General features: G+C 54.7%; 21 protein-coding genes. 12 read left to right on the top strand and 9 right to left on the bottom strand.

What is annotated here, in order from left to right:
• The first annotated feature begins 5 nt into the window (after window positions 1–5).
• The 5 genes from ACO064_RS17290 to ACO064_RS17270 all read left to right on the top strand — a co-directional run bounded on the left by ACO064_RS17290 (window position 6) and on the right by ACO064_RS17270 (window position 5,423).
• The gene (locus ACO064_RS17290; RefSeq protein ID WP_421828500.1) at window positions 6–971 is read left to right on the top strand and encodes a dihydrodipicolinate synthase family protein; all 966 of its coding nucleotides are present in this window, start codon (window positions 6–8) and stop codon (window positions 969–971) included.
• Window positions 968–1,906 (top strand): hypothetical protein, encoded by a 939-nt coding sequence (locus ACO064_RS17285; RefSeq protein WP_421828499.1) that lies wholly within the window; start codon window positions 968–970, stop codon window positions 1,904–1,906. Before ACO064_RS17290 ends, ACO064_RS17285 begins: the two co-directional genes overlap by 4 nt.
• Before the next feature lie 32 nt (window positions 1,907–1,938).
• Window positions 1,939–2,883 carry a Gfo/Idh/MocA family protein gene (locus ACO064_RS17280; protein WP_421828498.1) on the top strand — a complete coding sequence of 315 codons (945 nt, stop codon included), beginning with the start codon at window positions 1,939–1,941 and terminating at the stop codon, window positions 2,881–2,883.
• Window position 2,884: 1 nt separating this feature from the next.
• Window positions 2,885–3,676, top strand: a complete 792-nt coding sequence (locus tag ACO064_RS17275) for an SDR family oxidoreductase (RefSeq protein ID WP_421828497.1) — start codon at window positions 2,885–2,887, stop codon at window positions 3,674–3,676.
• A 61-nt stretch (window positions 3,677–3,737) separates the two neighbouring features.
• Complete coding sequence (locus ACO064_RS17270) at window positions 3,738–5,423, top strand: M28 family metallopeptidase (protein ID WP_421828496.1); 1,686 nt, start codon at window positions 3,738–3,740, stop codon at window positions 5,421–5,423.
• A gap of 327 nt (window positions 5,424–5,750) precedes the next feature.
• Here the strand turns inward: ACO064_RS17270 and ACO064_RS17265 are convergent, their stop codons facing one another.
• The 3 genes from ACO064_RS17265 to ACO064_RS17255 are packed head-to-tail and all read right to left on the bottom strand — an operon-like array spanning window position 5,751 to window position 8,862.
• The gene (locus ACO064_RS17265; RefSeq protein ID WP_421828495.1) at window positions 5,751–7,310 is read right to left on the bottom strand and encodes an ABC transporter permease/substrate-binding protein; all 1,560 of its coding nucleotides are present in this window, start codon (window positions 7,308–7,310) and stop codon (window positions 5,751–5,753) included.
• 12 nt (window positions 7,311–7,322) lie between these two features.
• On the bottom strand, window positions 7,323–8,279 hold the full coding sequence (locus ACO064_RS17260) for an ABC transporter ATP-binding protein (RefSeq protein WP_421828494.1): 957 nt from the start codon (window positions 8,277–8,279) through the stop codon (window positions 7,323–7,325).
• Window positions 8,280–8,301: 22 nt separating this feature from the next.
• Window positions 8,302–8,862 (bottom strand): sugar O-acetyltransferase, encoded by a 561-nt coding sequence (locus ACO064_RS17255; RefSeq protein WP_421828493.1) that lies wholly within the window; start codon window positions 8,860–8,862, stop codon window positions 8,302–8,304.
• Between the two features lie 229 nt (window positions 8,863–9,091).
• Here ACO064_RS17255 and ACO064_RS17250 point away from each other — a divergent pair, with 229 nt between their 5' ends.
• The 7 genes from ACO064_RS17250 to ACO064_RS17220 all read left to right on the top strand — a co-directional run bounded on the left by ACO064_RS17250 (window position 9,092) and on the right by ACO064_RS17220 (window position 20,179).
• A complete protein-coding gene (locus tag ACO064_RS17250) occupies window positions 9,092–10,996 on the top strand; it encodes a sensor histidine kinase (RefSeq protein WP_421828492.1) in 1,905 nt (634 codons plus the stop codon).
• 121 nt (window positions 10,997–11,117) lie between these two features.
• Window positions 11,118–12,020: a ThuA domain-containing protein gene (locus ACO064_RS17245; RefSeq protein WP_421828491.1), complete on the top strand. Its 903-nt coding sequence runs from the start codon at window positions 11,118–11,120 to the stop codon at window positions 12,018–12,020.
• Window positions 12,021–12,074: 54 nt separating this feature from the next.
• Window positions 12,075–15,260, top strand: coding sequence for a PVC-type heme-binding CxxCH protein (locus ACO064_RS17240; RefSeq protein WP_421828490.1), 3,186 nt, complete (start codon window positions 12,075–12,077; stop codon window positions 15,258–15,260).
• Window positions 15,261–15,504: 244 nt separating this feature from the next.
• Window positions 15,505–16,164, top strand: coding sequence for a glycerol-3-phosphate 1-O-acyltransferase PlsY (gene plsY / locus ACO064_RS17235; RefSeq protein ID WP_421828489.1), 660 nt, complete (start codon window positions 15,505–15,507; stop codon window positions 16,162–16,164).
• A 105-nt stretch (window positions 16,165–16,269) separates the two neighbouring features.
• Window positions 16,270–17,649, top strand: a complete 1,380-nt coding sequence (locus ACO064_RS17230) for a dipeptidase (protein WP_150878344.1) — start codon at window positions 16,270–16,272, stop codon at window positions 17,647–17,649.
• Between the two features lie 54 nt (window positions 17,650–17,703).
• The gene (locus tag ACO064_RS17225; RefSeq protein WP_421828488.1) at window positions 17,704–18,600 is read left to right on the top strand and encodes a DUF1207 domain-containing protein; all 897 of its coding nucleotides are present in this window, start codon (window positions 17,704–17,706) and stop codon (window positions 18,598–18,600) included.
• Between the two features lie 19 nt (window positions 18,601–18,619).
• Window positions 18,620–20,179: an ABC transporter permease/substrate-binding protein gene (locus ACO064_RS17220; RefSeq protein ID WP_421828487.1), complete on the top strand. Its 1,560-nt coding sequence runs from the start codon at window positions 18,620–18,622 to the stop codon at window positions 20,177–20,179.
• A 228-nt stretch (window positions 20,180–20,407) separates the two neighbouring features.
• Here the strand turns inward: ACO064_RS17220 and ACO064_RS17215 are convergent, their stop codons facing one another.
• The 6 genes from ACO064_RS17215 to ACO064_RS17190 all read right to left on the bottom strand — a co-directional run bounded on the left by ACO064_RS17215 (window position 20,408) and on the right by ACO064_RS17190 (window position 26,048).
• A complete protein-coding gene (locus tag ACO064_RS17215) occupies window positions 20,408–20,722 on the bottom strand; it encodes a HigA family addiction module antitoxin (protein ID WP_421828486.1) in 315 nt (104 codons plus the stop codon).
• A gap of 46 nt (window positions 20,723–20,768) precedes the next feature.
• Window positions 20,769–21,053, bottom strand: a complete 285-nt coding sequence (locus ACO064_RS17210; protein ID WP_421828485.1) for a type II toxin-antitoxin system RelE/ParE family toxin — start codon at window positions 21,051–21,053, stop codon at window positions 20,769–20,771.
• 142 nt (window positions 21,054–21,195) lie between these two features.
• A complete protein-coding gene (locus ACO064_RS17205; RefSeq protein ID WP_421828484.1) occupies window positions 21,196–22,329 on the bottom strand; it encodes a hypothetical protein in 1,134 nt (377 codons plus the stop codon).
• A gap of 159 nt (window positions 22,330–22,488) precedes the next feature.
• Entirely contained in the window at window positions 22,489–23,847 is a 1,359-nt protein-coding gene (locus ACO064_RS17200; RefSeq protein WP_421828483.1) for a TolC family protein, read from the bottom strand.
• A 111-nt stretch (window positions 23,848–23,958) separates the two neighbouring features.
• On the bottom strand, window positions 23,959–25,083 hold the full coding sequence (locus ACO064_RS17195; RefSeq protein WP_421828482.1) for an ABC transporter permease: 1,125 nt from the start codon (window positions 25,081–25,083) through the stop codon (window positions 23,959–23,961).
• Window positions 25,084–25,103: 20 nt separating this feature from the next.
• Entirely contained in the window at window positions 25,104–26,048 is a 945-nt protein-coding gene (locus ACO064_RS17190) for an HlyD family secretion protein (RefSeq protein ID WP_421828481.1), read from the bottom strand.
• Window positions 26,049–26,052: the final 4 nt, after the last annotated feature.

The raw sequence follows: 26,052 nt of genomic DNA, 5'->3' as shown, positions 1-26,052 counted from the left end.
TCCCGATGCCTGTTGAACCGCCTTCCGCAACCCGCCCGCTTGAAGCCGCCGATATTCGCGGCACCTGGGCCACGCTGATGCTCCCCATCAACGCGGATGATTCCATCGACTTCAACCGGTTGGAAAAGGAAATCGATCGCGTCATCGGGTTCGGCGTCAACGGGTTGTATTCCAACGGCACGGCGGGCGAATTTTACAACCAGACTGAAAGCGAATTCCGGCGTATTCACCGTTTGCTCGCCCACCGTTGTCGCGAAGCCGGTCTTCCGTTTCAGATTGGCGTGAGCCACATGAGTCCGTGGATTTCGCTCAACCGTCTGAAATGGGCGATCCGGCAGGAACCGGGTGCAGTTCAGCTCATTCTGCCCGACTGGTTTCCGCCCACCGAAGACGAAACCATCGCGTTTTTGAAGAAAATGGCCGCTGTTTCGGCGGACGTGCGGATCGTGTTATACAATCCTCCCCACGCCAAAGTGCGACTGACGCCGGTGCAGTTCGGTCGGCTGAAAGACGCGGTGCCGCAACTCGTTGGCGTTAAAGTGGCGGGCGGAGATGCGATTTGGTATGAGCAGATGCGCGAGCATATGGCCGGGTTGTCTGTCTTTGTTCCGGGTCACCGACTGGCAACCGGTTTTCGGGAAGGCGCTCACGGTTCGTATTCGAACGTCGCCTGCCTGCATCCGCAACTGGCGCTGGACTGGTTCCACCTGATGCAAACCGACCTGCCCCGGGCCCTGGAATGGGAACAGCGCATTCAGCAATTCATGACGGACTACATCGTTCCGTACATCCTTGACCAGAAATATGCCGACCCGGCCTGCGATAAATTTCTGGCCGCCGTGGGTGGGTGGTCGTCGGGCGATTGCCGGATGCGCTGGCCGTATCGCTCCATTCCGGCGTCCGGGGTGGCAGCAGCCCGGGCCGGAGCGCGGGCCTTAATTCCGGCTTTTTCAACCCTTGTTCCCGAATGAAACAAATCCAAACCCCGCTATTTCTTTTTGTGCTTATGACTCACCTCGCCACTACGCCGGTTTCGGCCCAATCCACCTCCGACGCCTTGCGAAACCAGTGTCTTCAGGAACTCCGGACGGTTTTGAAGACGGAGCAGGAATGGATTAAAGTACACGCGGCCGAGTATTTGCTCTGGATCGGCGAACCGGCTGGCGTTCAGGAAGTGTATCTGGAAGAACTGCGGCAGTTTGAGAAAAAATCACCCTATCGCATCGGCATCTGGCGGGTGCTGGCGCAGGCTTCCACCAGCCCGGCAGAAAAGAAGAAGTGGACCGATCAAATTGCCGCAGCGTTTGCCGACCCCAACGGCACCGACCGCATCCATGCCGCCGAAACGCTGGCCAAACTCGGTATTTCACCCACCACAGTCGATGCCGAAGCCGCCCAAAAAGCGATTGTCGGAGAAAACCGGGCGTTGTCGCTCTACACCTTGTGGGGAGCAACCTTGTCGGATGCGAAATCAGCTCCGGCCAACCGGCAGAAATTTCTCAATCTGGCCCTCGCCCGGTCGGAGGAAACCGCCCCCCGAAAACTCGGTGCCTTCATCATCCGCCGTTTGGGAGGGCTCACCACCGCCGAATGGAACCGTCTGGCCGAAGCGGCCTTGTCGGAGCCGGTTTCGTCGGGCCTTCAATTGAATCTGGTGCATGCGGCTTTGGTAACGGCTTCGCCGAAGGCCAGACAGTCGGAACCGTATCGTCTGCTCCGGATCAAAATGCTGGCGGCTAAGGCCTCCCCGGCACTCGGCGACCAACTGGAACTGGCAACCGCCCTGGCCGAAAAAGGCATTGCGGCCGATCTGCCGGTTCTGGTTCCGATGCTGAAACATGAAAATGCCGATGTGCGCGCCGGGGCTGCATACGCGATTTTGAAGATTACGGCGAAAAAGGAATAAAACGCATTTGTTTGAAACCGCACGGGCGGGATATGAATACAACCCATAAAACAGTGGTAAAACTCGGAATCATTGGAATGAGTGCGGGCAATGCCCATCCGTACTCCTGGTCGGCCATCATCAACGGTTTTTTTGATGCGTCCGAAATCAATCGGGTTGGGTATCCCGGTGTAGCGGCCTACCTGACGGCCAATCGCGATCTGCTGGGCATTCCGGGGGCGCGGGTGACACACGTCTGGACGCAGGATCGGGCCATTTCGGAAAGCATCGCCAAAGCCGTCCAGGTCGACCACGTTGTCGATCAGATGACGGATTTGATCGGGCAGGTCGATGCCGTGATTCTGGGTCGCGACGACCCCGAAAACCACGTCGAAATGGCCAAACCGTTCATCGAAGCGGGCATCCCGCTCTTTATCGATAAACCGCTGGCCAGCAGCCCGGAAGATCTGGCGTATTTTTCGGAACAGGTCGCCAAAGGCAAGTTCATCATGTCCTGCTCGTCCATGCGCTACGCAACGGAATTGCGGGCGGTTAAAAACGAGTTCGGCGCGCTGGGAAAACTGCAACTTGCCACGTCCGTGGGAAAAAAAGACTGGATCAAATACGGGGTTCACATGCTCGAAGGGCTGTTTATGGTGTTGGACGATCCGACGCCCGTTTCGGTCCGGCACGTCGGGCGCGACGGCGGGGATGTGGTATACCTGGAATTTGCCGACGGTTTGCAGGCCACAGTACATCTGTTCATGGACATTGCCCTGACGTTCCAGATTTCGTTGTTTGGCAAGGACGGCTGGCGGCTGATCGAAGTCAAAAACTGGTTTGGCATGTTTCGGGATAACCTGATCGAGTTTATCTGGTCGGTCGAGGAGAATCAGCCGCGCTTGTCGTTTGCCAAAACTGAAAACATCATCAAAACCCTGCTGGCGGCCCGGGATAGCCTGTCGCAGGGCGGCAAAATTGTGTATCTGAATTCGTAGCATGGCGGATTTATTCACGAATGCCTTCGGCCTGAACGGGAAAGACATCTGGGTCATTGGCGGAGCCGGGTATCTGGGACAAGCCACGGTTCGCTTACTTCACGCTGCGGGTGCCAGCGTCCTCTGTGCCGATCTGGACGACCGCGCGGCTGCCTTTGTCACCTCTGCCCAGTTGGGTCCGCAGGTTGTCCCGGCCACCCTCGACATTCGCCAGGGTGCTGCCATTCAGGCATTTGTCAGCGAACAGATGCAGCATCGGGGTGTCCCACACGGGTTGGTCAATCTGGCGTTCGCGTCGACTGGTAAAAAAATGGAAGAGTTGACCGAGCAGGATTTTGACGACGTGAACCACGGCGGACTCACGGCCACGTTTTTGCTCGCCCGATCGGTCGGTCAGGAAATGGCCCGACTGGGTCGGGGAAGCATCGTACTGTTTTCCAGCATGTACGGCTCCGTGTCGCCCGATCCGGCGGCTTATGAAGCGCCGATGAACAAAAATCCGATTGAATACGGTGTCGGCAAAGCCGGTATTATCCAGATGACCCGCTATCTGGCCGTGCATTGGGGTCGGCAGGGCGTACGGTGTAATTGCATCTCGCCCGGCCCGTTTCCCAACCCCGCGGTGCAGCAAAACGAGTCGGCGTTTGTCGAACGGCTGGCGCAAAAAACGCCCCTGGGTCGCGTGGGTCAATCGCCCGAAATCGCAGGTTCCGTGGCTTTTCTACTCTCCGATGCCGCATCGTACGTGACGGGACAGAATTTGATTGTGGATGGCGGCTGGACTTCCTGGTAGAATTTTCTGTTATTCTATTGGGTTCTTCTTATCTTGGTTGTTTGAAAATTTGCGACCGGATATGAAAACCGCCTTAACCCTAAACTTCTTCCTCCTCAGTTTTTCCTTCGTTTCTGCTCAGGATAAGGCCAAATCCGGCATTCCGGCCGAGGCCCAAACCGCCGTTCAATCCGTAAAACCGGAAGCCATTCGCGCCCACATGCGCTTTCTGGCCGACGACGCCATGGAAGGCCGAAAACCGGGGACGCGCGGCTACCGGCTGGCGGCCAATTACGTCATTGCACAATTTGAAGCTCTCGGCCTGCAACCGGCGGGCGATAACCAGACGTATTTGCAGAAAGTCCCGCTGCGCCAGTGGCGGGTAAACGAAGACAACAGCTCGCTGACGCTGATCGGCAAAAAGGGCGAGCAAACGCTCAACTTCGGAAAGAACTACATTTTGGCCCCGGTATATGGCAGCGAAAAAAGTGAGGTCACCGCGCCCGTCGTTTTCGTCGGTTTTGGCGTCACGGCACCCGATCTGAACTACGACGATTATAAAAACATCGACGTCAAAGGCAAAATTGTGGCCTATTTCAACGGCGCACCGGCGGCATTTCCGTCCAACCAACGGGCGTATCACGGTTCGGCCAAGCTGGAAAATGCTGCGGCCCACGGTGCGGTTGGCGTGATCTCGTTCAGCCTGCCCACCGACGTCCGCAACCGCATGGAAGCCTCGGCACCCCGCGCCCGGCAGGGCACCTACCGCTGGCTGGACAAGGACGGCAAACCGCAACGGGTTTTCCCGGAACTGAAAGGCGTTGCTTCGCTGGGCGATTCAACGGCGCGGACGGTTTTTGCCGAATCCGGCCACACGTTGGCGGATGTCATCGCGGCTGCCAACAAGAGCATTCCGCAAACGTTTCCGCTGAATTTTTCGGTTCGGATGAAAACCGAAACCAAATCCGGGGGTGATATTGCCGGGTATAACGTGGTCGGTGTGCTGCCCGGGACCGACCCGGTTTTGAAAAATGAATACGTCGTGTATGTTTCGCACCTCGATCACCTCGGCATTGGCCGACCTGTCAAGGGCGACTCCATTTACAACGGCGCACACGACAACGCGTCGGGCGTTGGCATCAACCTCGAAGCGGCCCGGATGTATGCATCACTGCCAACGAAGCCCAAACGTTCGATTCTGTTTGTAGGCGTCACAGCGGAGGAAATGGGGCTGCTGGGTTCCGATTATTTCGCCAGCAACCCGACGGTTCCGAAGGAATCGATCGTTGCCAACCTGTGTCTGGATATGCCGTTTTTCTTTCACCCGCTGGTCGACATTGTGCCGTACGGCTACGAGCATTCCAGCATGGCAAAAGCTGTCAATACCGCAGCTTCGTATCTGGGCGTGAAGGTCGCTAAGGACCCCATGCCGGAGCAGGTAGTGTTCATGCGCAGCGATCATTTCAGCTTCGTCCGGCAGGGTATTCCGGCGATTTACGTCAAAAGCGGGACGGATTCGGGCAATCCACAAGTCGACGGACTGAAGCTGAACCTCAACTGGCGGGCGACCATCTACCACTCGCCCCAGGACGAAATCGACCAGCCGTTCGATTTCAACGCGGCCGCCAAACACGCCCAGCTTCAGTTTTTGATCGGTTACCTGACCGCCCAGCATCCGGAGCGGCCCACCTGGAATCCGGGTGATTTTTTCGGAAACAAATTCGGGGCAAAACCGGGGAGTAAAGTCTCGGCGGATAGTGGGAAGTAGTTGTCATCCATTCAACATTTGACGTAGTAGCATTTCAGATGGGATTTTTCAGTACCGTAAGAAGTTTAGGTCAAAACCGCATTAAAAAAACGAAAACCATAAATGGTCCAGGAAAACCAGCCCACCGTTTGAACGGTGGGTCTGGAAGAGAAGTATGATGGTCAGAAAAACCGTTTTAACGGTTTCAGGATCTCAAAACCGTTAAAACGGTTTTTCTGACCATCCATTTTCTTTTAACCCACGGTTCAAACCGTGGGCTACAGGAAACGCTAAACCGTCATCAATCGGATGCATTTGGAATCCTGCCAGAATGAAATGAGACCGAAATCACCGATCCAGATACTGCTTCAACTCCGAATTGGTCCGGATGCCCAACTGTGCCGCCTGTGCCTCGCGCATCATCAGGGCGTAGGTGTTGTTGAAACCCAGCGGTTTTAGCCAGCTTAACTGGTATTTTCGGTCAAACTCCCGGCTGACGTACTGATAAACCGCCTTGGTGCTCACTTGCAGTGTATCCGAAACCGTCAGCGGAGGTTGCAGGATGACCAGTAAACCCGTACCAGTGTATTCCGGATAGAGGTCGAGATCCCCGGCGATCAGGGCATCGAAGCAGATTTTGGTGCCGCCCAGACCGGTTTTCGTAATCACCTCCAGCGCCGTCCGGTTTTCGACCAATTGCCGCACGATTTCGGCCAGAATGTATTGCTCCGTAAAAATCATCGCCCCGATCACAATCTTCCCCTGCCGCTTCCGTCCGTCCGGTTTTTGGAGCAAACCGGCGCTGGTCAGAAACTGCCGGGCCACGGCGGCTGGCGATTGGTGCAGGTGATCGACCTGATAGTTCAATTCGGTCATGGATGAATCCGAAAGCTTCCCGGCCAGCAGATCCAGCGCGGGTTGCAGTTCCGGGTGCTGTTTTAACGTATTCTGCCGAACGACCAAAGCCGCTTCGTAGGGCGGAAATGCATGTTTATCGTCCGTCAGCGTCCGCAGATTGAAGGCTTTGATGCGCCCGTCGGTCGAATATCCGCTGATAATGTCCACCAGATTGGTGCGGACGGCTTCGTACATCAGATTCTGGTCGATCAGCCGCGACGCCAGATGCAGGTTATACGTCCGAAGCAAAGCCGGGTAGCCGTCGGCCCGCCCGTAGAATTCGTGGGCAAAACCGGCACTCAACGTCGGGCGACCCGCGCCTGGCAGCAGATAGAAAGACGACAAAACCGGCACAAGCAGAAAAAAAACCGCCATGACGCGATACCGACCCAAACCGCGCAGCTTCTGCAAACGGGCCAGCCCGGCATCCAGCAAAATCGCCAGCAGGGCCGACGGAATGGTGCCAGCCAGAATCATGTTGGTGTTATTCAGCGCAATACCGCCAAAGATAAACTCCCCCAGTCCGCCAGCCGCGAGGTAAGCCGCCAGCGTGGCCACGCCGACATTGATGACCGTGGCGGTGCGGATTCCGGCAAAAATAACCGGTAGTGCCAATGGAAATTCGAGCCGAACCAGCACTTGCCAGGGCGTGAGGCCCATGCCCCGCGCGGCTTCTTTCAGCGCCGGACTCACTTCCCGAATGCCGACGTAGGTGTTCTGAACAATGGGCAGCAGCGCATACAGGAACAGGGCGACAATGGCTGGTCCCGGACCAATCCCCAGCAGCGGAATCATGAAGCCCAGCAAGGCAATGCTCGGAATGGTTTGCAGCACACCCACCGATCCCAGAACGACGCCGACGATGCGGGGGCGGAACGTGATCAGCACCCCCAGCGGGATGCCAATGAGCAGTGCGATGCACAGCGACAGGAACGTCAGGCCGATGTGGGTCAGCGTTTGTTCGGCCAGTTTATCCGCATGTTCAACAATGAATTCGAAAAATTCCTGCACGGTCGGTACGGTTTACGATACGGATTGATGTTGGAGCAATTGCCCGAGTGCGGGCCAGATCGTGGCCGACTGAATGGTTATAAACCGTTGATTGGATTGGAAAACGATGGATTCGGGGCCGGAAAGTTCACTCATGACATCGGCCAGTTGGGTGTGGGCCGGAAAAAGCCGCGCTTCGGGTGGCGAAGTGGCTTCGTCGGGCAGATAGGGCGATAAATCCTGGAGCGAAAAGGCGTGCAACTGGAGCGACAGCCACTGATCGGCGAAAAAATTGCGGACAAATTCATTGACGGGCCGCAGAAGCAGTTCGCGGGGTGTTCCGATCTGCTGGATGCGTCCGCCGTCCATCAAGGCCACGCGGTCGCCGAGTTCGAACGCTTCCCGGATGTCGTGGGTTACCAAAACGATGGTTTTTTGGCGTATTTCTTCCAGATTCCGAAATTCCCGGCGAATGGCGCTCCGCGTAACGGGATCGAGCGCCCCCAGCGGTTCGTCCATCAGCAGAATCGACGGTTGAGCCGCCAGCGCCCGGGCCAGGCCCACCCGCTGCCGTTGTCCGCCACTGAGCTGGCCGGGATAGGCTTTCACGAAGGTTTCGGGCAAGCGGAGCATGACCATCAGTTCCCGAATGCGATCCTGAATCTTCCGTTCGTCCCATTGCAATAACCTCGGCACCAGGGCGATGTTTTCGCCGATGGTGTAATGCGGAAACAGGCCGGTTTCCTGAATCACATAGCCAATTTCGCGCCGGAGTTCGTGGAGTTTCCGCTCGCCGATCGCAACCCCATTCACCTCGATGACGCCGGACGTCGGCTCAATTAGCCGGTTGATCATCTTCAGCGTAGTGGTTTTGCCGGAACCGCTGGTTCCCAGTAACACCAGCGTTTCGCGCGCGTCCACTTCGAAGGAAACGTCATCGACAGCCAGGTGCGTCGGGTATTGTTTGGTCAGGTGGCGAACAGCAATCATAGAAACAGGGTTAAGAATCAGCTTATTCCGTAACTTCCCGAATTACCCGGCACGGATTTCCGGCGGCAAACACATTCGCCGGAATGTCCCGCGTCACGATGCTCCCGGCCCCGATCGTGGTGTTGTCGCCGATGGTTACGCCCGGACAAACGACGACATTGCCGGCCAGCCAGACGTTGTTGCCAATCGTAATGGGTTTGGCAATATCCGACCCTTTCTGAATGCGGTGACTGGCCAGTAGCGGGTGTGAAGCCGCATACAGGCTTACATTGGGGCCGATCAGCACATTGTTGCCAATGGTGACCGGGCAGTAATCCAGAATGGTGCAGTTGTAGTTGATGAAAACCGTGTCGCCCAGATGAATGTAAGCGCCATAATCGCAATAGAAAGGCGGTTGAATGTCCGGATTTTTACCAAATGATCCCAGCAGAATGCCCAGTATTTCTTCCCGGAGCGGCTGTTCACTGTTTAGGGTCTGGTTATACTGCATGAATAATTCCCGGGCGCGCCCCCGCATCGCCAGCAGTTCAGGGTCATTGGCCCAATACCATTCACCGGCCAGCATTTTTTCCCTTTCGCTCATATCGGATTTTAGGTAGAAATACCGTCATAAATCAAGCCAATATCATACGATTTGCCGCACAAAGCATCCTGTTTCTGAAAAAGATAGCGAACGGTTTTGTGTTTTCTGGTCCTAAACTGCAACCAATTCCCGTCCGCCCGGAACCGATCGCTCAATTTAACCCGCCTGAATGGAATTTTTATCATTTTTTCAGACATGGTTTCTTTATCTTGAGGAAACGAATGTTAGTATGTGGTCCGCTACCTACGTCGGCAAACTACTTCTTACGCTCATCGTCTGCCTGGCTCTGGCGGATTCGCTCCTGGCCCAGCCACTGGTCTACCCATTTGGACCAACGCAGCAGACGGACCTTCCTGCTACGCTAACCCCATCGCAGCAAACCACCGAACACCGGTTTGTTGTGATAAACCCCGGTTCGCAACCCGCGCCCGTCGTGATCGAGGTTGGGGACCTTGCCGACTCAATCCGGCTGTATCAGGAACGGGGTAACACGCTGATTTTACTTGATTATACGGGCCAGTTGACCGCGACCCGCCCCCCGCCGGATCGCGTGATGCCCTACCTGCGCGACAAAAATCTGGTTCTGTTCACCCTCGAACCGGGGCAATCGGCGGCATACCGGCTCCAGATTTTGAACAGGATGCGGGTATACGCCCGAACGTTTCCGGTCAGGCTATTCACCCCGGCGGCTTACAAGGCCAAAGAAGCGCTCTGGCTCTACGAATCCAAATACCGAAATCGCCTGGGTGAAACGTTTTTTTGGGGCATTATCCTGATGATGTTTCTCTTCACCAGCGCCCAATTCTTCCTGCTGCGCGAGCGGATGTTTCTTTATTATGCGCTCTATCTATGGCTGGTGTTAGTCCGGTTGCTGATGCTCGACGAGTTCATCGTAGTTGACACGTGGCCGGTTTTTCGGGAGATTGGCTTTACCGGACGCGTCTCACTAACCACGTTTTTCTGGTCCTTATCGGCCTATACGTTTTTTTTGCGATCCTACATGCAACTGGAAACCCGCGCCCCCCGTTTGAACCGGGTTTTTCGCTGGACGGGCTGGATTTTGTTCGGACTGGGGGTTCTCGACCTCTTCATTACCATGAAGCGATTGCTGAGTCTATTCCTGTTTGTCACCTACGAGTGCCTCGAAGTCAGCCTGATGGCTTTCGGTTTGTTTACGCTCTGGGTCTTGTGGCGGTTTTACGATGCGACGGTCAAATACCTCTTTTGGGGAATGGTCTTTTTCCTCACCGGCGCACTGATCAGTTTTATCAATCAGCAGGTGTTTTATGACGTGGCCGGTCTGGATTTTCGGGAAGTTCTGATCTGGGCCACCAGCTATAGTGCCGAGTTGCTGGCCTTCTCGCTCGGTCTGGCGAAACGGCAACAACTGGCTATGCAGGAAAAATTGCAGACGCAGACGGCGCTGGTCGAACAGTTGCAGGAAAATCAGCGCAAACAGGCGCAACTATTGCAAATCCGGGGCGACATTGCCCGCGATCTGCACGACGAACTCGGTTCCGAACTCAGCGGCATCAGCATCCTGAGCCAGGTCGCAATAGGCCGGTTGGCTCACCAACCGGCCCAGGCCCAAACCGCCCTTACCACCATCGGCGAAACCGCCCGGCACATCATGGATCGGATGCGCGACATCGTCTGGAGTTTAACCCTCCACCAGCCCCAAACCGACGCGGTTGCCAACCGTCTGCGGAGCATGGCCGGAAGCGTGTTCGAGCATACAGGTATTCGTCCGGTTCTGGAGTTTTCAGCTCAGGTGCCCGTTCCGACCCTGCCACCCGATCAGTGGCGCAACCTGTCCCTGATCTACAAAGAAGCCCTGCACAACATCGTCAAACACGCCCGGGCAACGGAGGTAACCATCCGGCTGGCGGCTGAAGATCTTCACACCCTTTGTCTGATGATTCACGACAACGGCATTGGTTTTTCGCCGGATGCGCTCCCGACTGGCCACGGTTTACGCAATCAGCACCACCGGGCGACTGCGTTGGGAGGAACGATTCACATCGATTCCAAGCCGGGGTCTGGCACCACGGTAACCCTTCGGTTTCAGGTTCAATCCGTCAGCCGCGTAGAAATGCCCTACCCTTACGCCAATCCCGCGCCAAAGCTTCCGTGACGGAATGGACGTTCCACAAAACCCATCCGTTTCCTTGTTCAAAAATCTCCCCCACGAGTAAATCCACGCCCAAATTTCCTTAATTTGGCAGATTAGAACCTGGATCCTAAACCGACCCTTCATGAAAACCAAACGCAGAGCTTTTTTACAACAGACCTCCGGCCTGCTGGGACTCGCCGGCTTGCTGAGCCTGGCCGAAAACGAAGCCCTCGCCAACCGACTGAAATCACCGGCAAAAGCCGAAAAACCGTATATCGTTTTTGTTGCGGGCGACCATGAATACAGCGGGGAACAAACCCTCCCGCTGATTGCGGCCGAATTGGAAAAAAATTATGGCTTCCGGACGAAAGTCATCAAGTCGTCGCCGAATCAGAATGCCGAAAAAAATATCCCCGGTCTGGAAGCCCTGCGGGAAGCCGATCTGGCGGTATTTTTCCTGCGCTGGCGGCAACTGCCCCCCGACCAACTTCAATACATCGACGAATACCTTAAATCCGGAAAACCGGTTATGGGTTTCCGGACGTCTACCCACGCGTTTAATTTCCCGAAAGGTGATCCTTCGGAGGAATGGAATGCTTTCGGCGAACGGGCGTTTGGCTCACCGCCCGGCTGGGGCAAGGCGGGGCACACGCACTACGGACACGAAAGCACGACCGACGTCACAATCATTCCGGAAGCGGCCAAAAACCCCATCCTGACAGGCGTAGCCCCTTCGTTTCATGCGTCTTCGTGGCTCTACCGGGTCCGTCCGGATTATCCCCCCAAGGATGCGACGCTCCTGCTAATGGGCAAATCGGTCAATCCGGACAAACCGGCCATTGATAACCCGGTTGCCTGGACGTGGAAAAATAAAGCCAATGCGAAGGTGTTCTTCACCACCCTCGGACACCCCGAAGATTTTCAGCAGGAAAGTGTTCAGCGGCTGACCATCAATGCCATCCACTGGTTGCTGGGCAAACCCGTTCCTAAAAAATGGAAGGGCACAATAGCCATCAATGTGCCCTACCGGGGTATCGTGAAATAGTCGCCCCCAAGTTCCGCCGTTTCGAATCCGTATTACCCATTAGAAGTTATAGAAATGTCTAAACCCAGGAAAAATAGCCTCATCGGACTGCTGATTGCCGTTGGATTGGGACTCGTCGCGTTCAGTGCTTTTCAATCAAACCGGGGTTTCTTTTCGGGAGCCGAACCGATTCCGCTCAAAAAAGGGTCGCGCATCATGCTGCTTGGCAACAATCTGGGGTCAAGAATGATGAATTACGACAATTTTGAGACCGAACTACAGGTTCGCTACCCCGATAGCGAACTCTTCATCCGGAACATGTGCGACGGGGGCGACACCCCCGGTTTTCGGCCCCACGCCAGCCGGAATTTGCCCTGGGCGTTTCCCGGTGCCGAAAAATTTCAGACCGAATACGCCAATCCCTCCCAAAGTGAAGGCCATTTCGAAACGCCCGACCAGTGGCTCACCCGCCTGAAAACCGACATCATCGTCGCTTTTTTCGGGTACAACGAATCGTTTCAGGGACCGGCCAAACTGGACAACTACAAAGCCGAACTGGACGCCTTCATCAAATGGACGCTAAGCCAGAAATACAACGGCACGAGCGCTCCGCAACTCGCCATCGTTTCGCCCATCGCCTTCGAGGATTTATCCGCCAAAATGGATCTGCCGAACGGCAAAAAGGAGAATGAAAACCTGCTGTTGTATACCAAAGCCATGAAGGAAGTGGCGGAGCAGAACAACGTACTCTTTGTCGATGCCTTCACCCCTTCCCAGCAGTGGTATGCCGACAGCGCCGAACCGCTGACCATCGACGGTTCGCAGTTGAACGAAGAAGGTTACAAGAAATTGGGTCTTTTGCTGGTCGATCAGGTTTTCGGCAAGGCAGCTCCCAAAGCGGAAGCCAACCGGAAGCTGATTCACGAGGCCGTGATGGAAAAAAACTGGATGTGGCACAACGATTTCAAAATTCCGAACGGCGTTCACGTCTACGGGCGTCGCTACAATCCGTTTGGTCCGGAAAACTACCCCGCCGAAATCCAGAAAATTCGCGAGTTAACCGCCATTCGGGACAGTGCCATCTGGCTGGCGGCTTCTAAAGGCGAGAAACTGGATCTGGCGGTGGCCGATAAAAACACCTCACCCCTGCCGCCGGTAAAAACCAATTACAACCCGGAGAAAAACGGCAGCTTGACCTACCTCTACGGCAAAGAAGCTCTGGAAAAACTCAAAGTGCCAACGGGTTACAAGATTGAACTATTTGCTTCCGAGGAGGAATTTCCGAACCTCGCCAAACCGATGCAGATGTCGTTCGACGGCAAGGGGCGGCTCTGGGTGGCGGTGATGCCGAGCTATCCGCACTACAAACCAGGCGATTCGAAACCCAATGACAAGATTCTGATTTTCGAAGATACCAACGGCGATGGCAAGGCCGACAAGGAGACGGTTTTTGCCGATGGATTGCACCTGCCGCTGGGTTTCGAAATTGCAAAAGAAGGCGTTTATGTCTCGCAGGGGACGAATCTGAAGCTTTTTACGGACACCAACGGGGACGACAAGGCGGACAAAAGTGAAATTCTGCTGAGTGGCTACGACGACCACGACACCCACCACAACAGCCACGCCTTTTGCGTAGACCCTTCCGGGGCCATTTATTCGGGCGAAGGCGTGTTTTTGCATACTAACGTCGAAACCTCGTATGGGCCGGTTCGGGCCACCAACGGCGGTTTTTACCGCTATACGCCACAACGCCACAAGCTGGAACGCACCGCACAACTGTCCATTCCGAATCCCTGGGGCATTGCGTTTGACGACTGGGGACAGCCGTTTTTTGCCGAAACCTCCAGCCCCGATGTTCGTTGGATGATGCCTGGAACGGTGTTGCCACGCTACGGTCAGGCTACGCATAAATCCGTTCAATTGGTGGAAGAAGCCCACCGCGTACGGCCAACGTCTGGTTTGGAGTTTGTTTCGAGCCGCCATTTTCCCGACGAGTTGCAGGGCGATTTCCTGATCAACAACACCATCGGCTTTCTGGGCATGAAAGAACATACGCTGGTCGACGACGGAACCGGCTATAAAAGCCAGCACCGGATGGATCTGGTTGTGAGCGAAGACCGCAACTTCCGGCCCGTGGACATGGAGTTTGCGCCCGACGGTTCGCTGTATCTGATCGACTGGCACAACATTCTGATCGGCCACATGCAGCACAACGCCCGCGATCCGCTGCGTGATCACTCCCACGGTCGGGTCTACCGGATTACGTATCCCTCGCGTCCGCTGGTGAAACCGGCGAAAGTGGATGGGGCCACGATCGAAGAATTGCTGGATAATCTGAAGCTACCCGAATACCGTACCCGCTACCGCACCCGGCGCGAGCTGCGGGGCCGCGATGTGAATCAGGTGTTGGCCAAGCTGAAAACCTGGGTGGCGAAACTGGACAAAAACGATCCGCGCTACGAACACCACCTGCTGGAAGGTTTGTGGGTGAGTTGGGGGATGAACAAGGTTGATCAAACGCTGCTACGGCAGGTGCTGAAGGCGAAAGATTATCACGCCCGGGCCGCAGCCGTTCAGGTGGTGCGGTATACGGGCCACCAGGTGCCCGATCAGGCGGCTTTGCTGATGCAGGCTGTGAAAGACGACAACAGCCGGGTTCGGCTGGACGCGATTGTGGCCGCGTCCTGGATCGGAAAGGAAAAAGGGCTGCCGATTCTGGCCGAAGCCAAGAAAAAACCGCTCGACGACTGGATGATTCACGCCTACGAAACCGCCGTTGCTCACCTGAACGACGTCAACGTCAAAGCCGTGAAAGAAGTGGCTGAAAAAACCACGCTGAAAGGCGCTGAACTGGCACTGTTTAATAAAGGCAAAGAGATTTATGGCAAGGAAGGCTATTGCACCACCTGCCACCAGCCCGACGGCAAAGGACTGGCGGCCTCCGGTTTTCCTCCGCTGAATGGCACGAAGTGGGTGTCCGGCAATGAGGATCGTCTCATCAAAATTGTGCTGAACGGGCTGCTGGGACCTATTGAAGTAGCGGGGAAAAATTACCCCGGACAGGTTCCGATGACCCCTTTCGGCGGTTTGCTGAAGGACGACGAAATCGCAGCGGTGTTGACCTACGTCCGGAATTCATTCGGAAACCAGGCGCCGGCCGTCCTGCCGTCCAAAGTGAAACAGGTCCGGACGGCTATTGGAAGCAAAAAGGATTTTTACGCACCGGATCAGTTGCTGAAAGAACACCCGATGGAGAAATAAGTCTGTTCCCCACGGTCAGACGACCGTGGGGAACACATAAAAAATGGTGATAAAGGAATACATTTCATGGTTTTTGTGTTATTAAACGGTAACAAACTCGGTTTTTTTCGTAGATTTGTCATTCAGGAGTTGTTACAACCCGCCGGAAATCCCTACTTTTAAGTCTCTGCGCACCTCATTGAGGTGGTTTAAGTTTAGTATTTACTCAATGTCAATCGCACCGCCGAAGCGGTAGATTTCCTGAATGAACGTGTTATTAATCGTTGCAACGACTTTATTTGCTTATCTGTTGGGTTCCATTCCGACTGCCGTTTGGTATGGAGAGGGTTTTTTTGGATTAGATATTCGTAAATACGGAAGTGGAAACGCCGGTGCGACCAACACCTTTCGCGTTCTGGGCAAACGGGCCGGCACGGTCGTGATGCTGATCGACGTGCTGAAAGGCTACACCGCCACCATCCTTTCTTCCCTGCTGTGGTATTTCGACGTGATCGGAACCCACGAAATCCTGACGTTTAAACTGGTTTTTGGCCTTGTGGCCGTTATCGGGCACGTTTTCCCGATCTGGGCCGACTTCAAAGGGGGCAAAGGCGTTGCCTCGCTCCTGGGTATGGTTCTCGCAATTCACCCCGAAGTGGCTGCTGTCTGCATCGGTATTTTTCTGGTGGTGGTCATTGCCTCGCAATACGTTTCGCTGGGTTCGATGATGGCAGCCCTGGCCTTTCCGGTGCTGTTGTTGCTGCGCGCTTTTGGGCAAAAAGAACATCCGTTGTTGATTGTTTTCGGGGTAGTCGTTTTCCTGTTTGTGGTCCTGACCCATCAGAAAAACATCACCCGACTGTTGAACGGCGAAGAAAGCCGGACACGGCTGATCAAATTCCGGAAGAAAGAAGACGAAGAATAAGTTTCAAGCTATTCCTGATTGCATGACGCCCCGAAGTGATTAACTTCGGGGCGTCATTTTTTGGTACTATTTCCTTTGTCAGTCCGACAAAAACCCGTCAACACCATGTTATCAACCTACTTTGCGGAACATAAAGAGCGGTTTCTGAACGAACTCTTCGAATTGCTGCGGATCCCGTCCGTGAGTGCCGACTCTAAATTTAAACCCGATATGCGCCGGGCGGCTGAATTTGTCCGGGATAAGCTGACTGCCGCCGGTCTCGACAATGCTGCGCTGCACGAAACACCGGGCCATCCGGTCGTTTACGCCGAAAAACTGATCGACGATGCGTTGCCGACGGTTTTGGTATACGGCCATTATGACGTCCAACCCGCCGATCCCTACGAACTCTGGAACACCCCGCCTTTCGAACCGACCATTCGCAACGAACGCATTTATGCCCGGGGTTCGTGCGACGACAAAGGCCAGTTTTACATGCACGTCAAAGCACTGGAAGCCATGCTGGCCACCGACGGTTTGCCCTGCAACGTCAAAGTAATGATTGAAGGCGAAGAAGAAATCGGCTCCGATCACCTGGGCAATTTTGTAGCCGCCAACCGCGATAAACTCAAGTGCGATGTGATCCTGATCTCGGATACGAGCATCATTGCCAACGATGTGCCGTCAATTGAAGCCGGTTTGCGGGGTCTTTCCTACGTCGAAGTGGAAGTCGTTGGGCCAAACCGCGATCTGCATTCGGGCGTGTACGGTGGCGCGGTTCACAATCCGCTCAACGTGCTGTGTCAGATGATTGCCTCATTGCACGATGAAAAAGGCCGGATTACGATCCCCGGTTTTTACGATAAAGTAGACGAATTGACACCCGAAGAACGGGCGGCCCTGGCCGAAGCCCCCTTCGATGAAGAAGAATACAAACGCGATCTGAACCTCAAGGCTGTTTTTGGCGAAGAAGGCTATTCGTCGCCCGAACGCGCTTCGATTCGCCCGACGCTGGACGTGAACGGCATCTGGGGTGGCTACATTGGAGAAGGGGCCAAAACCGTGTTGCCGGGCAAGGCGCAGGCCAAAATCAGCATGCGGCTCGTACCACGCCAGGACCCCGACGAGATTACCGAACTGTTTACGAAGCATTTTATTTCTATCGCTCCGCCGACGGTAACCGTGACCGTAACACCCCACCACGGCGGTCAACCGTACGTAACGCCCACCGACTCGGTCGAATTTGAAGCTGCCCGCCGGGCCTTCCGTGAGGCCTGGGGCAAAGAAGCCATTCCGACCCGGGGCGGTGGCAGCATTCCCATTGTGGCCCTGTTTGAACAGGAACTGGGCGTCAAGTCCATTCTGATGGGTTTTGGTCTGGACATCGACGCGCTGCATTCGCCGAACGAGAGCTACGGTTTGTTCAATTTTTACAAGGGAATCGAAACCATTCCGTATTTCTATAAACACTACGCCGAATTGAAGAAAACGGGCGTTGAGGCTTAAAAAAACTCTCTGTTGTCACCCTCCGGCCTGAAAACCGGAGGTTTTTATTGCGCGATGAAACTTTATTTACTGTCCTTTCTTCTCCTGACCGGATCGGTGGGTACGTTGGCGCAGGATCTGCCCGACACCCTCGTGATTCGCCACGCGACCCTCACCCAGCCGACGTATCCGCGCCGGGAATTTCTGCCCAAAGGCCACCTCTTCGACCCCATTCTGCTGGACCCGATTGAAGCCCAAACCAGCGTCAGCGTGTTGCCCGGCTACTGGATGGACGGCAAAAAATATGACGGAACCATCGTTCCGTTTGCGTTTGGACTTCGAAAACCGCTGATTCGCTGGTATAAATCCGCCGACCGCAGCAGCGAGCTTTCGTTCGACGTGGCCTCGTTTACGCAGTTTGAAGTGTATCACGACGACAAGCTGAACAAGCAGAAACGGCAGTTGATGAACACCGATTACCGGCTCAGTTTTCTTTACAACATCAAAGTCCGAAACCACAGTTGGCGGTTGCGGTTGTATCACCTCTCGTCGCACCTCGGCGACGATTATCTGTTTCGCAACCAGATCAATTATTACCTGCCCAACCCGGTTAATTACGAAGTGATCGACGTGACGTACAACCACGAAAAGAACGGTTTACGGAAATATGTGGGGGTTGGCATTGGTCTGCGAAAACCGGCAGAACGTGAACGGCTGAGCGCTCAGGCCGGTTTTTATTACCGCAAACCGTCGCAGGCCTTTGCCCGGTTTGTGGGTGGTGTGGACCTGAAAGTATGGCAGCAAACCGACTTTCGGCCCGGTGTTAAAGCCGGTTTGGGGCTGGAACTGGGTCGCACGGCCAACAACCTGACGTTCCTGCTGGAAAGTTACACCGGTTTCCGGCCCTATAGCGTCTACGAAAACCAGAAAACCCGCTGGCTTGGCATCGGCGTGTATTTCAATCCGATTTAGGGGCTATCTAAGCACAACCATGCAGGATTTTTTCGACTTTTTGGTTCAACAACGGGACAAACTGGCCGAACAAACCCTGACGCACATCGGCCTGACGTTTCTGTCGCTCTGCCTGGCGCTGCTGGTTGGCCTTCCGCTGGGCATCCTGATCACATACCGCCCGCGTTTGGCTTCCGTCGTTCTGGCGGTCGTGGGCATTCTTCAAACCATTCCGAGTATTGCCCTACTGGGTTTTCTGATTCCGATGCTGGGAATCGGCATCTGGCCCGCCATTACCGCCTTGTTTCTGTATGCTTTATTGCCGATTGTCCGCAACACCTACGTGGGCATTCGGGAAGTGAGTCCGATGCTGAAAGAAGCCGCGCTGGGCATGGGCATGACCACCGGCCAGATGCTGATCCGGGTGGAAATGCCACTGGCCCTGCCGGTTATTTTTGCCGGGATTCGCACCGCCACCGTCATCAACGTGGGCGTGGCAACCTTGGCGGCTTATGTGGCCGCTGGGGGCCTGGGCGAATTTGTCTTCGGCGGGATTGCCCTCAACAACAGCAACATGATTTTGGCTGGTGCTATTCCTGCGGCTTTGTTAGCGATTTTCTTCGATTTTTTGCTGGCCCGGCTGCAACAGTTGCAGGGGTTGCAGCTACGCCGGATTGCCTTCGTTTTTCTGCTGATTGCTCCCCTTCTGTCGGCTTTTTACTGGGTGCCGCTGGGGAGTCAGGCGAAGCTGACAGCCGGTTTTGCCCACGAGTTTTACGGACGCGCCGACGGGTACCCGGGCCTGGTTCGGGCCTACGGTTTGCGGATGACGCCCAAACTCATCGACCAGAATCTGATGTACGAAGCGGTTCGTCGTGGACAAGTCGATCTCATCAGCGGGTATTCGACGGACGGGCGGATCAAAGCATTTCAGTTGCGTGTTCTGGCGGATGATCGAAACGCATTTCCGCCCTATGAAGCGGTACTGGTGGTTCGGCAGGCGGTTTTGAAACAGTATCCCGATGTTCCCAAAACGCTGCGTTTGCTGGAAGGACGGCTGTCGGATTCGGTCATGACGGAGTTGAATTACCGCGCGGATTTTCGGCACGAATCGCCCGAAGCCGTGGCCCGGCGGTTTTTGCAGCAAACCGGTTTGCTGATTCCACCGGTGGAGACGAAGCGGGCGGGTAAGATCGTGATCGGCACCAAGATTTTTACGGAACAATACATTCTGGCCGAAATTCTGCGGCAGTTGCTCGAAAACCGGACGACGCTGGAAGTGGTTACAAAAACCGGTCTGGGCGGCACCAAAATCTGTTTCGACGCCCTGGCGGCTGGCGACATCGACCTTTATCCGGAATACACCGGAACGGGTTTGCTCGTGATTCTGCAACCGCCCCCGGCCCTGGCCGATTCCATCAAATCCGACCGAAAAGCGGTTTTTCAGTATGTCAGCCGTGAATTTCAAAACCGGTATAACCTCACCTGGCTGCCTCCGCTGGGTTTCAATAACACCTACGCCCTGATGATGCGCCGGGCGCAGGCCGACCAACTGGGCATCCAATCTATTTCGGATCTGAAGCGGTATCTGGACCGGTAATAGTGTTAACCAGCTAAATAACAAATAATTAAAGTGAATTATGGCTCGTGTCGTCTCGTAGAGACGGAATGTTTATAGAACAATAGCCTGATTTCCAGCCGCCTGCCGTAAGTAGGCAACCGTTGCCTACTTACGGCAGGCGGCTGGAAGGATACGAAATCCCTACTACAAACATCAGATGCCTAACGGCATCGTAACAGAACTGAACGTATCCATAATTCACGTGAATTACTGAGCAGCGGGAATCCTGCTTTTCGCAGGCCAAAGCGGAGCAATGACCTGCTGTTTCTTCTGCCGGGCTTGCCACAGATCATACTGCTGTTGAAGATCAAGCCACTGTTCCGGCGTTGATGTAGGAAATGCCTGTGCTAAAGTGAGAGCCATCTGTGGACTGATTCCCGCATGACCATTGATGATCTGAGAAAGTGTCTTTCGGCTGATGCCCAATGATGCTGCAGCTTCTGTTACCGTCAAACCAACCCCAGCAAGATACAAATCCTTTAAAATTGCACCCGGATGAGAGGGATTAAACATAGTGCTCATTTTACATTCGATTTAACCAACACGCTACGTGTTTACTTAAATAAATTCAGTGATAATCTTCGTAATTGACATCATGAGCTTCGGCTCTCTTTTTATCAAAGCGAAAAGTTATAAGATAATTACCCGTTACACTGACCGCATATTCTCCTTTCCTGTTTCCTTTTAAAGGATGAAAGTTGGAGCCGGGGAAATTTAAGCCGCTGGGGTCTCTGGCAACGTTCAGTAAAGAAAGAATATGTTTTATCCTTGGAATCTGCTTTGATGGTAAGCCCGATTCAGTGCCTTCTTCAAAGAGCTGCTTCAACCCTTTGTGCTTGAATGATACAATCATTGGTCTTTGATTTTGTCTGGAAAATTGTGCCGTTATCCCGAGATATAATCAAAGAGTAAATTACCTGTTACGTAACAGGTATCAAAAATAAAGAAACTTATTTAAATAAAAAAATTTGAAACGTTTTTTGACAGGGTAACCGTCAGAAAAAACCGTCAAAATCCCCGGCTTTCTGAATCCGGTACGACTTCAGCCACTGCTTCATCACGGCCGTATCCTGGAAGGCTTTCAGATCATTTTTCAGGTTTTTGATGCTGCGTTTCAGCTCCTGCACGTCGGTTTTGAAGCTAAATTCCAGGCTCATCGGTGACGACACTAACAGCAGGGATTTCCCACTGATGGCTGCAAGCTGCGATTGCAGGCCGTAAAGCTGCTCTTCCAGTTCCTGCGTCTGCTGTTTCAGAATTTTGTTGTAATACTTCAACTGCTCTTCGGCCAGCGTTTCGAGGTGGTCCTGATCGATTCGGTTAAACTCCAGTTGCAAACGGAGCAGGGTCAGCAAGTCGCTTTTTTCGTAGGCTTCCGTAATCCGCTTCATCACCTCTGTTTTGCGTAGTTTCTCGGCTTCGTCGGGTTCCCGGTCGGGGTGAAAGGCCTTTACCAGATCCATATAAACCGTCCGCACGGCTTTCGTGATGCTGCGTTCTTCGGTCTGTTTTTTGGCTTCCCGCTCCAGTTGTTTTTTGGTTTTGGGCCGCTGGGCGCGTCGCTCCTCGGTTTGCCGTTGTTGTTCCTCAAAGGCGGTTTGCTGTTCTTCCAGTTTTTGCCGCAGGTGTTCCGCCATTTTTTCGGGGGAGCTTACGTCCGCATCCTCGTCAAATTCAACGCCGAACATGCTGCTGTACATCGCCTTCATGGCTTCCGACGTCAGTTCATCGGCTTCGGCATTGGTGGCATCGAAACCGTCGGCATCATACTTGTCGTAGATCGGTTTCAGATCGTTCAGACCGTGTTCGGAGATGAGGTCATACGTCAGATTCAGGATGATATCGACCAGTTTTTTCCGTTCATTGGCCTTGAACGCGCCGGAATCGTGGGCGCGATCGAAAACCCGAACCAGCGCGGCCCGCTGCTGATGAAATTCCGTTTGCAACGGCAGGAGTTCGGTCTGAATCCGTTGCTGAATGCGGGTCGAAGCCTCCCGGTATTCCACCAGTTCTTTTTCCAGCGTCTCGATTTTCCGGGTCAGGCGGTTAAATTCCTTCTGGGGTTTCGACAGCATGTCCTTGTCTTTCGTACTCCCGATTCGGATAATCTGCTCGGCCTGCGGTTTCATAAGGGCGTTGACTGTGTGATTGGCAAAAGTAAGAAAACCCCGTATGGAAATTATTCCGAAGAACCGCTCATTCTAAAAAACCTTTAGTAGCTTCTGTTTGCCGGGTTCCGTCAATCGCCGGGGTTTCCTCAATCTCTTTGCAAATCAGAACACCCATTTTTACAAATTACCCAACGCTTTCCGAACCTGAACCTGCCCGAGCAACACGTCATAAACCGCCCGGAGGTAGTTGTTTTCGGCCTGTTGCAGGCTGTATTCGCTGTTGCGAAAGTCGGCCAGCAGCAACGTCCCGGCGTCGAAACGGACGCGGTCGATGGCCAGAATGTTCTGGGCCTGGGTGATGTTCTTCTGCGTTTCGGCAAGGTTCTCGCGGGCCTGATCGAGGGTGTTCCGGGCCGCCCGGAGTTCGTAGTCAAAGTCGTTTTTCAATTGCTGAAGCGTGTTCTGATTGATCTGCGCCCGCCGGACGTAGTCCTGTTTGTTCAGCCGCGTTTGCCGCCCGTCGAACACCGGGACGTTGACCCGTAGACCCACGTAATTGTACGGAAACCAGGTTCCGCTCTGGAACGGATTGAAGGCATCGGAAAATTGCTGGGCAAAGTAGGCGCCATAGGCCGTTACGACCGGTACCAGCCGGGCCTGCTCCCGGCGCTGGTTGAGTTCGTTTACCTGCCGGTTGAGTTCTTCCGTCCGCAGTTCCGGGCGATTGCCGGGAGCCAGTTCCAGCGTTTGAAACTCCGCAAACAAGGCCCGGAGCGAATCGGCGGGTTCAACGGGTTGCGGGGCGTTGATGCGGTACCGAAGATTTTCCAGACTCAGCGCATAATCGCGCTGGTCGTTGCGGTAGGTCAGTTCGGCATTGCTGAGGTCCAGCGAAAACCGGTCGAACTCGCTTTCCAGCAACGTCCCGGCCCGAAAACGGATCTGCGCCTGTTCCAGATAGCCCTGCGCCCGGCTGCGCGCGCGTTCCGACAGCCGCTGTTTCTCGCGATTGAATACCGCTTGGTAATAGGCTTCGGTCACCTGTTGCCGTACTTCAATGTTTCGCGTTTCCAGTGTGGTTTGCTGGTTTTCAGCATTCAACCGGTTGATCGAACGATCGATGCGGCTTTGGGCGTCGTAGACTTTCTGCTCGGCCTGAACGTTCAGAACGTTATTGAAAGGTGTCCCAAACCGCAACACCAGATCCTGCCCGTTGGCGAACGGCGCATTTTTGATCACGCTCCGCTGAATCTGTGTGTTCCAGCGAAAATCGGCTCCGGTATTGAGCTGCGGCTGCCATTGGGCGCGTCGCCGGGCTTCGTCACTCTCCGTAATCTGAGTTTGCAACCGCTGATTCGTCAGTTCCAGCCGGTTCGCCTGCGCCTGTTGCAACGCCTGAGCGAGCGTGATTTTAGTATTGAGCGATTGAGCGAATGCGTGATGGAATGAAAGCAGACCGACGAGCAAAAGCGCGAATCGGGCTACCACCATGAAGCTAAAGAAGAAAAAGGAACGTTGGAATACGGCCGGTTTCATAGTGTATCTTGTTGAAAATAAAGAATATTGACCAATGAAGACGAATGGCCGGGCATGACCACTCATTAGCTCACCGCGCTGGCGGCCCCGTCACACAATCGCTCAATGATACTACCCCCGGAAAACCGTGGCCGGTTCCAGCGAGTTGATGCGTCGGATGGCGAATACCGAGCCGCCCAGCGAGATGACCAGCGTGATAACGAACAGGGCGTATTCGAACCAGATCGGGAAGAAAAACAGCGTTCCCGACTGCGCAATGCCCAGCCGGAAAGCCTCGGCCAATCCCCGGCCAACCACGTAGCCCACGACGGCAAACAGGAGTGCCTGTGTCAGAATCAGGCGGCTGACGTAACCGTTGGTGGCGCCAATTGCTTTGAGTGTGCCGTAATCCTTGATGCGGTCGATGGCCGCCGAATAGAGCGTTAATCCAATGATGACCAGGCCGGAAATGACCGCAAAACCGATCAGACTACCGAACGAAGCCGCAATGCCGTTGGTCGCCAACACGGTTTTGACCGTAACCTGCGAGAGATCGTCGGCATTCCAGGCCCGGACCCCGGTGATGCTCTGGTTAATCTGCCGAATAACCGTTGCCTCCAGAACACCAGTTTTGGGTTTGACAAGGTAAAAACTCACTTTGTTGGTGGGGACGTTGGCCAGATACCGGGCGCGTTCGATGGTCGTGAACGCCAGTAATCCCCCGCCAAACGAGCGCGCACCCCGCGTCAGACCGGCGTTGTACACCTTCTTTCCGTTGACTTCGAAATAATCGCCGGGTTTGAGTCCGCCGAGGGCTTTGGCGTCGTAGAAATCCGTAATCAGTGCGCCTTCCGGAATCATGTCGGCCGGTTTGGCGGTGTAGAGCCGCCACGGGCCGCCGACAAAAGCGGGGGCTTCGGAGCCGATCAGCGAAAAACCGCTCGTGGTGCCGTTGGCGAATTTGGCCCCGGCTCCGGCGATGACCACCGGATAAACCCGCTCTACGCCCGGCAGCGAACCGATTTCGTAGCCTTTCCGAACGTCGAGCTGGCTGAGCTGGTTGGCGTTGGTCGTGGTTTCGTCCGTCACCCAGATGTAGCCCTTGTTGTTGTCGACAATGCTCCGCATGGCGTCGGTCAGGAAGATGAAAATACCGGCCTGCTGCCCCACCAGAAACACCGAAATCACGATACCAGCCAGTGCGCCGAGCGACTTGGCCACATCATACCGGATGAATTTGAACGCAATTCTAAACATGGCAAAAGGCGGTTTTTACCTTATTGAATGGAAATGAGACACTCGACCCGGGCCCCGATGATGACGTTGCCTGGCTCGTCCAGTTGTACCCGAACTTCGCGAACGCGCCGGTCTTCGAGGTTGGCGGCATTGTCGGCAAAGAGCGATTTTTTGCGGAGGTAGGGCGACGTCAGCACCACCGTTCCCGTGGTCAATCGTTCGTCGCTGCCCTGGGGTCGGATGTAGGCTTTCTGGCCCACTTTCACTTTCAGCGCAAACAGTTCGTCGATTTCGGTCAAGGCCACCAGCGGACCCGCCGGGGCAAAATCGCCGATGGACTGGTTGCTGGACAAAAACTGGCCTACTTTGGCATCCAGACTCAGCAACGTGCCATCTTCGGGTGCTTTCACGGTTTTCAGCCCGGCCACCGTCGAGGCATACTGGACGTCGGCCCGGAGTTCACTAATGCGCCCTTGAGCCTCCCGAACCTGCGCTTCCGACGCCCGGATTTGCTGTTGCAGGTTCGTCACTTCATACTTCGAATCGTCCAGATCCTTCTGCGTCAGGGCTTTCCCGGCAAACAGCGTCTGGTTGCGTTGCAGATCGGCCTCGGCTTTTTGCAGTTGTACGCGCAGCGTCTGCACGTTTTGCCGGGCGGTTTCGATGGCGTCCTGCTGGGTTTTGATTTTAACGCTGGCTTGCCGTAGTTGAGCCGATTCGACGGCGTTATCCATCGTCAGAATCACCTGTCCTTTTTTTACTTCTTCACCAATATTGACGGCAATGCTCTTGACCAGCCCACCTGTTTCGGCGGATAACTGGCTGATCCGTTTTGCCGGTTCGATCACCGCGATGCCCAGCACCTCGTCGATGCGCTTCGGCGTTTGCACCGTCCGAACAGAATCCTGCGACTCCGCAGTCTTGTCTTTGCTACCTCCACAGGACGCGAGTCCAATCAATAGACCAAATAAGTAAACCGGTTTCATAGCC

The sequence above is a fragment of the Larkinella sp. genome (genome assembly GCF_965227735.1).
In the GTDB taxonomy this organism is placed as follows: Bacteria; Bacteroidota; Bacteroidia; order Cytophagales; family Spirosomataceae; genus Larkinella.
This window is presented reverse-complemented; position numbering and strand designations above follow the sequence as displayed.

Excerpts from the sequence above, each read along its gene's own strand:
- ACO064_RS17220 (WP_421828487.1), top strand. The coding sequence starts at position 18,620 with ATGCAGGATTTTTTCGACTTTTTGGTTCAACAACGGGACAAACTGGCC.
- ACO064_RS17190 (WP_421828481.1), bottom strand. The coding sequence starts at position 26,048 with ATGAAACCGGTTTACTTATTTGGTCTATTGATTGGACTCGCGTCCTGT.
- ACO064_RS17290 (WP_421828500.1), top strand. The coding sequence starts at position 6 with ATGCCTGTTGAACCGCCTTCCGCAACCCGCCCGCTTGAAGCCGCCGAT.
- ACO064_RS17275 (WP_421828497.1), top strand. The coding sequence starts at position 2,885 with ATGGCGGATTTATTCACGAATGCCTTCGGCCTGAACGGGAAAGACATC.
- ACO064_RS17215 (WP_421828486.1), bottom strand. The coding sequence starts at position 20,722 with ATGAGCACTATGTTTAATCCCTCTCATCCGGGTGCAATTTTAAAGGAT.
- ACO064_RS17240 (WP_421828490.1), top strand. The coding sequence starts at position 12,075 with ATGTCTAAACCCAGGAAAAATAGCCTCATCGGACTGCTGATTGCCGTT.
- ACO064_RS17205 (WP_421828484.1), bottom strand. The coding sequence starts at position 22,329 with ATGAAACCGCAGGCCGAGCAGATTATCCGAATCGGGAGTACGAAAGAC.
- ACO064_RS17195 (WP_421828482.1), bottom strand. The coding sequence starts at position 25,083 with ATGTTTAGAATTGCGTTCAAATTCATCCGGTATGATGTGGCCAAGTCG.
- ACO064_RS17245 (WP_421828491.1), top strand. The coding sequence starts at position 11,118 with ATGAAAACCAAACGCAGAGCTTTTTTACAACAGACCTCCGGCCTGCTG.
- ACO064_RS17285 (WP_421828499.1), top strand. The coding sequence starts at position 968 with ATGAAACAAATCCAAACCCCGCTATTTCTTTTTGTGCTTATGACTCAC.
- ACO064_RS17280 (WP_421828498.1), top strand. The coding sequence starts at position 1,939 with ATGAATACAACCCATAAAACAGTGGTAAAACTCGGAATCATTGGAATG.
- ACO064_RS17230 (WP_150878344.1), top strand. The coding sequence starts at position 16,270 with ATGTTATCAACCTACTTTGCGGAACATAAAGAGCGGTTTCTGAACGAA.
- ACO064_RS17200 (WP_421828483.1), bottom strand. The coding sequence starts at position 23,847 with ATGAAACCGGCCGTATTCCAACGTTCCTTTTTCTTCTTTAGCTTCATG.
- ACO064_RS17210 (WP_421828485.1), bottom strand. The coding sequence starts at position 21,053 with ATGATTGTATCATTCAAGCACAAAGGGTTGAAGCAGCTCTTTGAAGAA.
- ACO064_RS17250 (WP_421828492.1), top strand. The coding sequence starts at position 9,092 with ATGTGGTCCGCTACCTACGTCGGCAAACTACTTCTTACGCTCATCGTC.
- ACO064_RS17260 (WP_421828494.1), bottom strand. The coding sequence starts at position 8,279 with ATGATTGCTGTTCGCCACCTGACCAAACAATACCCGACGCACCTGGCT.
- plsY (WP_421828489.1), top strand. The coding sequence starts at position 15,505 with ATGAACGTGTTATTAATCGTTGCAACGACTTTATTTGCTTATCTGTTG.
- ACO064_RS17255 (WP_421828493.1), bottom strand. The coding sequence starts at position 8,862 with ATGAGCGAAAGGGAAAAAATGCTGGCCGGTGAATGGTATTGGGCCAAT.
- ACO064_RS17225 (WP_421828488.1), top strand. The coding sequence starts at position 17,704 with ATGAAACTTTATTTACTGTCCTTTCTTCTCCTGACCGGATCGGTGGGT.
- ACO064_RS17270 (WP_421828496.1), top strand. The coding sequence starts at position 3,738 with ATGAAAACCGCCTTAACCCTAAACTTCTTCCTCCTCAGTTTTTCCTTC.